General features: G+C 40.7%; 13 protein-coding genes and 1 pseudogene. 11 read left to right on the plus strand and 3 right to left on the minus strand.

What is annotated here, in order from left to right; genetic code table 11:
• Positions 1–5: 5 nt before the first annotated feature.
• Complete coding sequence (locus tag ACR2F3_RS13220) at positions 6–1,838, minus strand: hypothetical protein (protein ID WP_432710446.1); 1,833 nt, start codon at positions 1,836–1,838, stop codon at positions 6–8.
• 99 nt (positions 1,839–1,937) lie between these two features.
• Here ACR2F3_RS13220 and miaB point away from each other — a divergent pair, with 99 nt between their 5' ends.
• The 9 genes from miaB (at position 1,938) to ACR2F3_RS13265 (ending at position 10,887) form a co-directional block, all read left to right on the plus strand.
• Positions 1,938–3,368 carry a tRNA (N6-isopentenyl adenosine(37)-C2)-methylthiotransferase MiaB gene (miaB, locus tag ACR2F3_RS13225; RefSeq protein ID WP_432710447.1) on the plus strand — a complete coding sequence of 477 codons (1,431 nt, stop codon included), beginning with the start codon at positions 1,938–1,940 and terminating at the stop codon, positions 3,366–3,368.
• A 2-nt stretch (positions 3,369–3,370) separates the two neighbouring features.
• Complete coding sequence (locus tag ACR2F3_RS13230) at positions 3,371–4,606, plus strand: sigma 54-interacting transcriptional regulator (RefSeq protein WP_432710448.1); 1,236 nt, start codon at positions 3,371–3,373, stop codon at positions 4,604–4,606.
• 2 nt (positions 4,607–4,608) lie between these two features.
• Positions 4,609–5,118 (plus strand): LptE family protein, encoded by a 510-nt coding sequence (locus ACR2F3_RS13235; protein ID WP_432710449.1) that lies wholly within the window; start codon positions 4,609–4,611, stop codon positions 5,116–5,118.
• Between the two features lie 32 nt (positions 5,119–5,150).
• The gene (locus tag ACR2F3_RS13240; RefSeq protein WP_432710450.1) at positions 5,151–6,077 is read left to right on the plus strand and encodes a hypothetical protein; all 927 of its coding nucleotides are present in this window, start codon (positions 5,151–5,153) and stop codon (positions 6,075–6,077) included.
• 14 nt (positions 6,078–6,091) lie between these two features.
• Entirely contained in the window at positions 6,092–6,436 is a 345-nt protein-coding gene (gene secG / locus ACR2F3_RS13245) for a preprotein translocase subunit SecG (protein WP_432710451.1), read from the plus strand.
• Between the two features lie 264 nt (positions 6,437–6,700).
• Entirely contained in the window at positions 6,701–6,994 is a 294-nt protein-coding gene (locus ACR2F3_RS13250) for a co-chaperone GroES (RefSeq protein WP_432710452.1), read from the plus strand.
• A 62-nt stretch (positions 6,995–7,056) separates the two neighbouring features.
• Entirely contained in the window at positions 7,057–8,697 is a 1,641-nt protein-coding gene (gene groL / locus ACR2F3_RS13255; RefSeq protein ID WP_432710453.1) for a chaperonin GroEL, read from the plus strand.
• A gap of 81 nt (positions 8,698–8,778) precedes the next feature.
• Positions 8,779–9,441: an MgtC/SapB family protein gene (locus tag ACR2F3_RS13260; protein WP_432710454.1), complete on the plus strand. Its 663-nt coding sequence runs from the start codon at positions 8,779–8,781 to the stop codon at positions 9,439–9,441.
• Positions 9,442–9,459: 18 nt separating this feature from the next.
• Positions 9,460–10,887: an L-serine ammonia-lyase gene (locus tag ACR2F3_RS13265; protein WP_432710455.1), complete on the plus strand. Its 1,428-nt coding sequence runs from the start codon at positions 9,460–9,462 to the stop codon at positions 10,885–10,887.
• Between the two features lie 4 nt (positions 10,888–10,891).
• Here the strand turns inward: ACR2F3_RS13265 and lipB are convergent, their stop codons facing one another.
• On the minus strand, positions 10,892–11,587 hold the full coding sequence (gene lipB / locus ACR2F3_RS13270) for a lipoyl(octanoyl) transferase LipB (RefSeq protein WP_432710456.1): 696 nt from the start codon (positions 11,585–11,587) through the stop codon (positions 10,892–10,894).
• 11 nt (positions 11,588–11,598) lie between these two features.
• The gene (locus ACR2F3_RS13275) at positions 11,599–12,240 is read right to left on the minus strand and encodes a 4'-phosphopantetheinyl transferase family protein (protein WP_432710457.1); all 642 of its coding nucleotides are present in this window, start codon (positions 12,238–12,240) and stop codon (positions 11,599–11,601) included.
• A gap of 68 nt (positions 12,241–12,308) precedes the next feature.
• On the opposite strand from ACR2F3_RS13275, the gene dcd reads away from it, so the two are divergent.
• Both dcd and ACR2F3_RS13285 read left to right on the plus strand, forming a co-directional pair.
• Entirely contained in the window at positions 12,309–12,845 is a 537-nt protein-coding gene (gene dcd / locus ACR2F3_RS13280) for a dCTP deaminase (RefSeq protein ID WP_432710458.1), read from the plus strand.
• Between the two features lie 47 nt (positions 12,846–12,892).
• Positions 12,893–13,286 (plus strand): annotated as a pseudogene (locus tag ACR2F3_RS13285) (TonB-dependent receptor); the annotation flags it as partial.

The following is a 13,286-nucleotide window of genomic DNA, read 5'->3' on the forward strand; positions in this document are numbered from 1 at the left end:
ACAAGTCAATTATCCCCTTCTGCTTGATTCTGCGCCCTTTCCTCCCGGCGTTCTTCCCTTCGTTGTTCACGTTTACGTTTTCTTTCTGCTTTTTTGTCTTCCTTGTCGTCCTTGACCTTATCCGCGACCTTCTTATATGCCTGTTCGGGGCTTTTAACAGGGATGACACCGATACCAACCGTTTCACGGATTCCCACAAAGACACTTTTCCACAAGAGGTTGAAAAAGGACGCTGCAGGAGTTCTTTCGAGCGTGATATTTGCCGTTCTTACATCCTCTCCTGGAGTAGGGTTTGCATCTTTTATGATGATTGCATTAGCAAGAAAGGATAATAATCCTTTTTCTTTGGCTGGACCACCATCCTCACCCGCTTTAAGCATGGTCACTTTTAAATCACGGTAATAGAATCTCATGGTACCTTTACTACCTTTAAAATTAGCCGATATGTTGAAATCTGCCTTTTGCACAGACCCCTGATCAATTTTTACTAAACCCAGGTTTCGAGATAAGGGGTTTAATTCGGTCATGTTCATGGGACCAATTTTACCGGAATAGCTGAATTGGCCATTCTTAGATAAAAGGTTAAAATCTATGTGAATGTCAATATTCGCCGCTTTTATAATCCTGGTACTCAGGTTAGCAATCGCATGGCTGTTTTTAGTGAGCTGTAGTGAATCATTGGTCACATTTCGCACTGTACCCTGTAAATTATCAAGGTTTACTGTCCCTCTTTTTTGCGTTTCAGGGTTATATTCAGTGTAGGCGACATTAACCTGTTTGAGGATCAGCGTATCGATTTGAATTGGCTGAGATAGCCTTCTCAAAGCCATATGGGGGTAATTACGTCCTTTGTCGAAACCTGGGGGTGGTAATTCTCTATTCATAAAAATGGCTACTTCTGCAGGGCCTACGGTGACGGATTTTGCATGTAAGTCGCCCGTCTGATTAAGTTTTAAAAAGTTAACACCAGCAAAGCTAATGGCTTTAAAGTCCAGGTCGTAACGATCCTTTTGCACCTTAAATTTCCGGGTAAAAGCAAGATCGCCCAGCATTGGCACCATTCGGAAACCTTTCACCTGAATAGATTTACCTGCCGCCGAACCCAATAAGGTATCAACTTTAAGCGTATACATTTTATCTTTAGTCAGTGATGTATAGCCCAGTAATTGGAAGGAAATATCTTTGGTGTTATAAAAACGTGTGCTGTCCAGGTGGGAAAGCGAATCTAAGTAGATGTCGTCTACAATAATATTTAGTTTTTTAATTGAATTACGTTTCGACCCTCCCTTTCCACTGATGTAATCAAAATCAGCGTCTATAACTTTCACCTGATGGACCCGAAGGGATTTAAAGGTTGAGGCAATCATTTCATAAGGTGTTTTCTGCCCATCCGTATCATCCTTAACCGGTACTTTACGGTAAATCATATTAATTGAAGGTTTTTTAAGGACTATCGATTTGATATCCAGCTTCTTTTTAAAATAAGCATTCCATAAGCCTGCCCTATTTATCTCCAACCGGTCTAGTTCGACATGGAACACATGGACAGGGGCCAGTTTATTTTGCTTTAATACTTCATAGCCTGCCGAATCGGGCATTAGCACAACACTGTCTAAAGTAGCGGAACCTGAAAATATGTTAAGATGAATATCCTTGAAATCGATCCGGTATAAATGCTCAGTTGCATTATATACACCTTCCTTAATTTTTTCGGTGAGTACTGGTTTCCATCTTATGTTTATGTATATCGTGAGGGCGCCAATAATAATGATTAATGCTACGCAAACGCCAATTATCCACTTCCATACCTTACTTAATTTAAGTTTGTTTTCGGCCATAAAATAATATGATTTAAATATTACAACACAATATCTCTGCCACTTTGTCATTTACGGATATATTTGCGTATTTTTGAAACCTATAAACAGCAACTATATATGATTGATTTACAGCTAACAGAAAAGACACATGATGAAGCTCGGCAGGGTGAAGCGTTGGTAATAGACGCTCCTGAACAGCGAAACGGCAAAAAGCTATATATTGAAAGTTACGGTTGCCAAATGAATTTTGCTGACAGTGAAATTGTTGCATCGATTTTAAAAGAAGATGGCTTTACCACAACTGGCGACTACAAAGAAGCTGATGTGGTTTTTATTAACACTTGTTCGATCAGAGAAAACGCAGAACAGCGCGTTAGAAACCGCTTGTCGCAATTTGGTGCTGAAAAACGCCGTAATCCAAAATTAATTGTAGGCGTTTTAGGCTGTATGGCCGAAAGGTTAAAGGCAAAATTCATGGAAGAAGAGAAGCTGGTGGATGTGGTTGTTGGACCAGATGCCTACCGTGATCTTCCACAATTATTATCGCAAGCAGAAGATGGATCAAAAGCTATTAATGTTTTGTTATCCAGAGAAGAAACTTATGCCGATATTAGCCCGGTTCGATTAAATGGAAACGGCATTACGGCATTTATTTCCATTATGCGTGGTTGTGATAACATGTGTTCCTTTTGTGTAGTTCCATTTACCAGGGGCCGGGAACGCAGCAGGGATCCTTATTCTATTCTGGCGGAAGCACAGGATTTATATGAGCGTGGTTATAAAGAAGTAACCTTGCTTGGCCAGAACGTAGATTCTTACAAATGGAAAGGTGCTGACGCAGAAGAAGGCGCACCTATTGAAGTTAACTTTGCCCAATTATTGGAAAAAGTAGCCTTGGTTAGTCCGGAGTTAAGAATTCGTTTTTCCACCTCACACCCTAAAGACATTACAGACGAGGTATTATATACCATCGCTAAATACGATAATATTTGCAATTACATCCACCTGCCTGTTCAATCTGGAAGTAGCCGCGTGTTGGAATTGATGAACCGGACCTATACCCGCGAATGGTACATTAACCGCATTGACGCTGTGAAAAGAATAATTCCCGGCTGTGCGATATCTTCGGATATTATCGCTGGATTCTGTACAGAAACAGAGGAAGAACACCAGGAAACCCTGAGCATGATGGATTATGTGGGTTACGATTTCGCTTTTACTTTCAGTTATTCAGAAAGACCAGGCACCATGGCAGCCAGAAAGCTAACAGATGATATTCCTGAGGAAGTAAAAAAACGCCGCCTGAGTGAGATTTTAGTCAAACAACAGGAATGGTCTTTACGCAGGCTACAACAACAGGTTGGTAAAACCGTTAGAATTCTAGTGGAAGGCTTCTCGAAAAAATCAGATCAGGATTACTGTGGTAGAAATGACCAAAATGCAATGGTTGTATTTCCAGCCACAAAGAACATCAGTCCTGGTCAATATGTTAATGTTTACATAGAGCGTTGTACTTCGGCCACTTTATTGGGGCGTCTAGCAGAATAATCATGGATATACAAGACATAAAAAATCGTTTTGGTATTATTGGAGGCTCTCCGCTTCTAAACCGGGCGATAGATACGGCACGTCAGGTTGCCCCTACTGATATGTCGGTTTTAATAACCGGAGAAAGTGGTAGTGGTAAAGAAGTGTTCTCGCATATCATACACCAGTTAAGCGCCAGAAAACATGGTGCTTTCATTGCCGTAAACTGCGGGGCCATACCAGAAGGGACTATTGACTCAGAACTATTTGGCCACGAGAAAGGATCGTTTACAGGTGCACATGAGGCCCGTAAAGGTTATTTTGAAGTAGCTAATGGCGGTACGATCTTCTTGGATGAAGTGGCTGAACTACCCCTGGGTACACAAGCACGTTTATTAAGGGTATTGGAAAGTGGTGAATACCTGAGGGTTGGATCATCAAAGGTTCAAAAGACCGATGTCCGTATTATTGCAGCAACAAATGTTGATGTATATAACCGGGTTAAATCTGGCAAATTCAGGGAAGATCTTTATTACCGCTTAAATACAGTTCCGTTGAGAATACCAGCGCTTCATGAACGCAAGGAGGACATTTACCTATTATTCAGAAAATTCTCGGCTGATTTCAGCGATAAATACCGCAGTCCGGGCATACAACTGGAGCCCGATGCTATACAGATGTTAAGCAATTACAGCTGGCCAGGAAATGTGAGGCAGCTAAAGAACATTGCAGAGCAGATCTGTGTATTGGAAAAAGATAGAAATGTAACGGCGCAGGCCCTGTTAAATTATATTCCGAATGAAAGCACGAGCAACCTGCCTATGGTGAGTGGTCAGTATACCAAGGAAGATTATACCGAACGGGATATCCTATATAAGGTTCTTTTTGACATGAAAAAGGACATGATGGACCTGAAAAAACTGGTTGCAGAGATTATTCAAAGTGGAGGAAACACTTCTCACATCATTGCCGACAACCCACACTACATTAATCAGCTTTATCAGGAAGCAGAACTAGGATCTGGTATGGAGCCGACATTGACGATTAAAAAACCAACTCCAAATAATAACCCCATTGAATATAACTATGCCAACGATGCGGAGGAAGTAGAGGAATCGTTATCTCTAATCGACAAAGAATCAGATCTGATTAAAAAAGCCCTGAAAAAGCACAAAGGCAAGCGTAAGTTTGCTGCGCAGGAATTGGGTATTTCTGAACGCACACTCTATAGAAAAATTAAAGAACTGAGTTTAAATTAAAAATGAAAAGAACAGTAGTTTTAGTCCTGTTGGTTATCGTGGCAACATTTAATTCTTGCACCATTAAGTTTAACGGCGCTTCGATTCCACCGGAAATGAAAACAATTAACGTTGATTTTTTTGAAAACAATGCCCAATTGGTAGTACCTACTTTAAGTCAGCAATTCACAGAAGAGCTTAAAAACAGGATTCGCACGCAAACCCGCCTAAATTTAACACAAGGTGACGCCGACGCCAAACTGGAAGGTCGTATTACTGGCTATGACATCAGGCAGTTAACACTTACCGATAATGAGAGGCTTACCGAAGGATCAAGCCGTTTAACCATAACAGTAACGGCCAAGTATACTAATAACCTTGACCCTAAACAAAGCTTTGAAGAAAGCTTCAGTAGCTTTAAGAATTTCTCTTTGACAGGCAGGAGTTTACAGTCGATTGAGCCCCAATTGATTAAAGAGATTAATGTGATGATAACTGAAAATATATTTAACCGGGCATTTGCACAATGGTAGCCAAAACAAAAACCAATCCTTAACTTAGCACCGTGGAGCTGGACAAAATTAAACAGGAAAGATTATCAATGTGCCTTGCTGAACCCGATTTAGTGGATCAGCAGGATATTCCTTTATTAAAGGACCTGTCCAGGCAATTCCCATATTTTGAAGCACTACACTTGTTATTAGCGAAAGCTGAACCTACGAATGATAAAGCTTTAGCTACTGCAGCACTATATACAAATGGGGATTTGCTACATCACGTTATGCAGCGCAAGGCAAATCTGACTGATACAAACCCGGATGAAAGTAATTTTTCAGATACCATTGAAGACGCTTTTGTACTGGAAAGCATCTCTTCTTCAGATTTCTTTGCCTTTCAGGAGAACTTTACATCTGAAGAAATAACGGAAGAAGTTAAGGATGAACCGGTTACAACCCTTTCAACAACTGATCGGGAGCCTGTTATGCCAAAAGAAGAGCCGGTAAGCGTAAGCAATTACGACGATGACACCTTACCCTATACGTTTTTATGGTGGCTGGCAAAAACGCGCAAAGAACATCAGGCGGTGTTTCAACCTTATGCAACGCCGAAAAAAAGGACACCGGGCGAATTGCAGCAACAGTATGTTGAACACATCTTTCATATTCAAAGTCCGTTCAACGCAGAAGAACTTATTAACAACACGCCGAAAGGCAAACACATCGATCACAAGGAAACCTCGATCATAGACGATTTCTTAAAAAAGGCTCCACAAATCAGTCCCCCAAAGCCTGAACAGATCGATAACGAAAATAAGGCAAAAAAGAGCGCGGAAGACCACAATGACCTGGTATCAGAAACACTTGCTAAAATTTATATTGAACAGATGCTTTATCACAAGGCAATAGACACTTATCAAAAATTAAGTTTGAAGTTTCCAGAAAAAAGCCGTTACTTTGCCGACCTTATCCAATCTTTAGAAAAGAAAATTTAACTATATAACAGACTATGATTTTTTTAATTATTTTATTAATCATCATTTGCGTTGCCCTAGGCATCTTTGTATTAATCCAAAATCCTAAAGGTGGGGGATTAATGACTGGCGGTTCAGGAAGCAACATGTTTGGTGTTCAACGTACCGGTGATGTTCTGGAAAAAGGAACCTGGGTTCTTCTAACATTAATCGTAGTGATCACATTAAGCATCTCAGCGATTTCTAAAAATGGAACCGGAAGTACTGGAGGCTCAAAAATTCAGGAGCATTTGGATAGGACACCTACACCATCGCCACTTAACCAACAGGCACCAGCAAATACAACTCCACCGGTTAACGAACAGAAACCAGTGCAATAAGATATACAAGTAATAAAAAAAAGGCTGCATCATGAAAATGGTGCAGCCTTTTTTTATGCTTAATACCTCCATGTTTTGCAAGCCTTACTTGCTATATAGGCAGGCCTGACGCTGCCATACTGACACGAAAATTCCGATCATAAAACGAATAGCTGCCAAGGCGGTGTAATTTTGTCAAGGGCTGCCCCTTGGCATAAAAACTGATGTATTGGAATCGTTATTTATAATTTTTTACATTAACCTTAAATAAAATAATAATAAATTATGGCTTTAAACTTTAAACCTAATGCAGATAGAGTAGTTGTTGAAGCTGCTGCTGCCGAAGAAAAAACAGCTTCTGGTATTTACATTCCGGATACCGCAAAAGAAAAACCTCAACAAGGTATTGTTATAGCTGTTGGACCTGGTAAATACGCGGATCAAACTGGAAATTTAATTCCTGTAAGTGTTAATGTTGGCGATCAAGTATTATACAGCAAATATGGTGGTACTGAAGTAACCATCGAAGGTAAAGAATACTTAATCATGAGAGATTCTGATATCTTAGGTACCCTTTAATAAATCATTGTTTGAATATAAGTTTATCTTCTTTTTTCAACTTTACAAAATAACATACGAAAATGTCAAAACAAGTAAAATATAATGTAGAAGCCCGTGACGCCCTGAAAAGAGGTGTTGATACTTTGGCTAATGCTGTAAAAGTAACTTTAGGTCCAAAAGGCCGTAATGTAATTATTGATAAAAAATTTGGTTCACCTTCGATCACTAAAGATGGTGTAACTGTAGCAAAAGAAATTGAGTTAAAAGATCCTATCGAAAATATGGGCGCTCAAATGGTTAAAGAAGTTGCTTCTAAAACTGCTGATATTGCAGGTGACGGAACAACAACTGCAACTGTATTAGCGCAAGCTATTGTTACTGCTGGTATTAAAAACGTTGCTGCTGGTGCAAATCCAATGGATTTGAAACGCGGTATCGACAAAGCGGTTACTGCAATTGTAGAAAACTTAAGAGCACAATCTCAGACTGTTGGTGAAGACAATAACAAAATCAAACAAGTTGCTTCTATTTCAGCAAACAACGATGAAGTTATCGGTTCACTAATTGCAGAAGCAATGGGTAAAGTTGGGAAAGATGGTGTAATTACTGTTGAAGAAGCAAAAGGTACTGAAACTGAAGTAAAAACAGTTGAAGGTATGCAATTTGACCGTGGTTACTTATCACCATACTTTGTTACCAATGCAGATAAAATGGAGGCAGAATTAGAAAACCCTTACATTTTAATCTACGACAAAAAAATCAGCAACATGAAAGAATTGTTGCCGATCCTGGAGAAACAAGTTCAAACTGGAAAACCATTATTAATTATTGCGGAAGATTTAGACGGAGAAGCTTTAGCTACTTTAGTGGTAAACAAAATCCGTGGATCACTGAAAGTTGTTGCTGTTAAAGCGCCAGGATTTGGTGACCGTAGAAAAGCCATGTTAGAAGATATCGCTATCTTAACTGGTGGAACGGTAATTTCTGAAGAAAGAGGTTATAAATTAGAAAATGCTGACTTAACTTATTTAGGTACTGCTGAGAAAGTTGTTGTTGATAAAGACAATACAACTGTAATCAATGGTGCTGGTCAGTCTGATGATATTAAAGCTCGCGTTAACCAGATTAAATCTCAGATTGAAACCACTACATCTGATTACGATAAAGAGAAATTACAAGAGCGTTTGGCTAAATTAGCTGGCGGTGTTGCAGTTCTTTACGTTGGTGCTGCTTCAGAAGTAGAGATGAAAGAGAAAAAAGACCGTGTTGATGATGCTTTACATGCAACCCGCGCTGCGGTTGAAGAAGGTATTGTTGCTGGTGGTGGTGTTGCTTTCATCCGTGCAATCGAAGCTTTAGAAGGCATGAAAGGTGCTAACGAAGATGAGACTACTGGTATCGCTATCGTTAAACGTGCAATTGAAGAGCCATTACGTCAAATCTGTGAAAACGCAGGTATTGAAGGTTCTATCGTAGTTCAAAAAGTTAAAGAAGGTACTGCTGACTTTGGTTACAACGCACGTACTGATGTTTACGAAAACTTAATTGCAGCTGGTGTTATTGATCCAACTAAAGTAGGTCGTGTAGCATTAGAAAACGCCGCTTCTATCGCAGCGATGTTGTTAACTACAGAATGTGTATTGGCTGATGAGCCTGAAGAAAAATCAGCTGGTGCTGGCATGCCTCCTATGGGCGGCGGCGGCATGGGCGGAATGATGTAATTCTTCTTTTTCCTATTTAATTCTAAAGGGTGTCTGGAAGTTCCAGACGCCCTTTTTCTATGCTTAATCATATTTTAGCCCATGGACGTTACAGAAATTTTAGAAAACAATCATTTCATTACTTCAAGCGAAGTAAACAAGTTTTTACTTACCATAATATTATGTGGTTTAATAGGCGCAGAAAGAGAGTTCAGGAGTAAACAGGCGGGTTTAAAAACATTAATCATGATGGGACTTGGCTCCACCCTGTTCACCATCCTATCTGTTAATATTGGTCTGGGCAGCGCTGATCGTATCGCCTCAAATATTGTTACAGGCATTGGATTTTTAGGTGCTGGGGTCATCTTTAAAGACGACAACCAGGTTAAAGGACTGACTACTGCAAGCGTGATCTGGATTGTTGCGGCCATTGGTATGGCTGTCGGTGCCGGATATTATGAACAGGCCATTGGTGTTACGTGTATCGTATTGTTCTCCCTCCTGGTTTTCCCATTTATAGAACATCGCGTAGAGCGTCGGATAGTTACCAGAACTTATAGGGTGGTGAAGGCTTTTGAGAAGGAAAACCTGGATAAATATGAAGAATATATCACGACCTCAAAATTAAAATTTATCCGTGGCAGACAGCAACTGCGTGATAACAAGATTATTGGAACCTGGGTAGCTGTTGGACGTCCTGAAAACCACAAGAAATTTGTGGATCGCATGTTGGCCGACGACAAGATACTTGCTTTTGATTTTTAACGGGCGTAGCTTTGTAGGATGCAAAGAGAACAAATCTCAGTATTTGATATTTTTAAGATAGGTGTTGGTCCCTCAAGTTCACACACTTTAGGTCCCTGGCGTGCTGCACAAAGGTTTATAGCTACCCTTGTGCAAAACGAACAATTGACACAAGTGGAACAGGTAAAAATATTATTGTACGGCTCCCTGGCTAAAACAGGTAAGGGTCATGGTACAGATATTGCGATTTTACTGGGTATGACGGGTGCAGATCCGGTGACTTTTGATGTTAACGCTATAGATTCTACCATAGAAGGTATTAAACAACAGCAGCAACTGCGTTTGAACGGCCTTCATAATATTCATTTCGACTTTGATGACGATCTTATTTTCCTTTTCCAGGAAAGCCTTCCTTTCCACCCCAATGCGGTCACCTTTCAAGCGTTCTTAAACACTGGTAAAGCAGTATCTGAAACCTATTACTCTATTGGTGGAGGTTTCGTGGTTAAAGAAGGGGAAGATGGAACGGAAAAAGAACAGGTAGAGCTACCTTTTCCGGTAGAAAGAGCCGACGATTTACTGCACTGGTGTAAAACAACGGGCTTAAAAGTGTCGGAAGTTGTGATGGAAAACGAAACGGCCTGGCGTGAAGAAGAGGAGACACGTAAAGGCATTTTACAACACTTCCACGTAATGAAAGACTGCACCTTCCGCGGTTGCCATACCACAGGTTTTTTGCCGGGTGGTTTAAATGTAGGTCGCAGGGCAGCAGCTTTAAATAAAAGGTTAATTGGCGACCAACCTTATCATGACTATAAAACCTGGATGATGGCCATTAGAAATGGCGGACAGAACTTCAATTACATATTGGATTGGGTAAGCTGTTTTGCATTGGCTGTCAATGAAGAATACGCTTCCTTTGGTCGGGTGGTTACTGCCCCTACAAATGGCGCTGCAGGCGTTATTCCAGCGGTATTACAATATTACATCGCTTTTTGCGATGGTTATAACGATGATAAAATTATACAATTTATAGCTTGTGCCTCAGAAATAGGCAGCATCTTTAAAAAAGGCGCTACGATATCCGCCGCAATGGGTGGTTGCCAGGCAGAGATAGGCGTTTCATCAGCGATGGCTGCGGCAGCATTAACTGAAGTGATGGGCGGTTCGCAGCGACAGGTGCTTATGGCGGCAGAGATTGCCATGGAACACCATTTAGGCATGACCTGCGACCCTATTGGGGGCCTGGTACAAGTTCCCTGCATTGAACGTAATACCATGGGCGCAATAAAAGCCATTACAGCAAGTCAGCTTGCCCTGCAAAGCAATCCTGATAAGGCTAAAGTGAGCCTGGATGCGGTAGTAAACACGATGTGGGAAACGGCGATTGATATGAATTCAAAGTATAAAGAAACCTCTGACGGAGGACTGGCTACAAACATTCCAATCAGTTTGCCCGAATGTTAGACCATTAAACCAGGGTCATTCCAAAAAGATCAGCTATATGTGTTCTGAGTTTAAGTTTCACCTCTTCCATGGGCAATTCGTAACCTAACTCTTTTTGCATAGAGGTAACCGCTTTATCGTCAATCCCGCAAGGAATGATATTATTGAAATAGTCGAGATTAGTGTTTACATTAAAAGCAAACCCATGCATAGTTACCCATCGGCTGCATCGAACACCCATGGCACATATTTTACGGGCTTTATCATTATCCGGGTCAAGCCATACCCCAGTATAACCTGGGTAACGCCCCGCCTCAATACCATAATCTTTTAACGTTAAAATTACCGCTTCTTCCAGCGTCCGCAGGTACAAATGAATATCTGTAAAGAAGTTATCCAGATCCAGTATCGGATAACCGACTATCTGTCCTGGTCCATGGTAAGTAATATCCCCTCCACGATTAATTTTATAATAAGCAGCCTGTTTTTCTTTAAGCCCCTGTTCGTCCAGTAATAGGTTTTCGGGCACTCCACTTTTTCCTAAAGTATATACATGCGGATGCTCGCAAAAAACCAGCATATTAGGCGTAATTAAAGTCGTATTATTGGTTCTGTTGGCTGTTTTGATAGCTACTGTTTCGTTAAAAACAGTCTCCTGTTTCGCCCAGGCCTCCTGGTAATCTATCAGGCCCCAATCTATATACTTCACTTCTTTATTCATGATCATTGATCTTAAGTCATCACATAAGCGAGCATGTAACCATCAGTGGTTTTAAAATAACTCGCCAACAAGGGTTGTTTGCGGTCAGGCAGGCTCACTATCGCTTCCACGTCACCTGAATCAGCTAATTCGAAAGCCTTTACGAACATATCTTTTTTAAGCTCCAGCCCTCTCCTGCCGTTCCATTTATAAATTGCTTCTTTAACACACCAACACACGTACAAACCCTCGATGGATTCGTCCAGGTGATTCTGTTCCAGTTCTTCGGTAGATAGAAATTTGTGTTTGATTAACTCGATCTTGTCTTTCATCTTCTCAATGTCGACACCAACCTTCTTATCCTTACTAATCATAACCGCAGCATAATCGTAAGAGTGGCTCAGCGAAATTTCATAGTCGATATTCACCAGGTATGGTTTACCGTGATCGTCCATCCGGCAATCGATGTATTCTTTGGTATTAAGCATGGTTCGCAGCAATAATCGGGTGCTTAGCCAATGTAACAAACGCTTGCCGTTATTTAGTGAAGAAATAAAATCCAGTTCATGTTGTTTGAGCTGTAAGCCTGCGATGAGTTCAGTTTCACTTTCTTGTATCTTCCATACAGCCAGTATGGTATGATCATCAATATTTTTGTTAAAAACGATTGGCATTTGTATTTTGGGAAATCAATGGTAAAAGTATCTTAAAATAATCATAATTTAGCCCAATAACTTAATAAATGATACTTTCCGACAAACGCATCCTCGAAGAAATAGAAAAAGGTACAATTATTATTGAGCCATTTACTGCCGACTGCCTAGGGACAAACTCTTATGATGTGCATTTGGGTAAATACCTGGCCACTTATAAAGACCGGGTTCTCGATGCAAAAAAACACAACACCATCACCCACTTTGAAATACCTAAAGACGGCTTTGTTTTGCAACCTGGCACTTTGTATTTAGGTGTTACTCTTGAATATACAGAGACTCATGCCCATATTCCTTTCCTGGAAGGCAAGTCAAGTACAGGACGTTTAGGTATCGACATTCACGCCACAGCCGGTAAAGGCGATGTGGGTTTTTGCAACACCTGGACCCTTGAAATTTCATGCTCGCAACCCGTGAGAGTTTATGCAGGCATGCCAATTGGCCAGCTAATCTATTTTATGGTAGAAGGCGACATCAATGTGATGTACAACATGAAAGATAATGCTAAGTATAATAATAAGACCACAAAGCCTGTTGAAAGCATGATGTGGAAGAATAAATTCTAATACGCTACAATTATTGTTATATTGATCTGACATGTTAATCGCTTTCCATGAAAACCAGATATCACATAACAGCATTGCTCCTATTAGGTGCCACCTTAGTTACTGCTTTTAAAATAAATGACGATCCATTTTCTTTACTTCTAAAGAAAATGGAAGCCTATGTGCAGAACCACCCGCAGGAGAAAGTGCACCTCCATCTAGACAAACCCTATTATGCCATTGGCGATGATATTTGGTTCAAAGCCTATGTCGTCAACACCCAGGACGGACGGCCTTCTAACATCAGTGGAAGTCTGTATGTAGAACTCATCAACGAATCTGATTCCATTAAACGTCAGCTTAAACTGCCTTTAGCAGGGGGGGTAACCTGGGGGGATATCAATTTGCCCGACACCTTAGCCGAGGGTAACTACCGCATCAGGGCCTACACCCAGTGGATGC

Source organism: Pedobacter sp., from assembly GCF_045627485.1.
GTDB lineage: Bacteria > Bacteroidota > Bacteroidia > Sphingobacteriales > Sphingobacteriaceae > Pedobacter.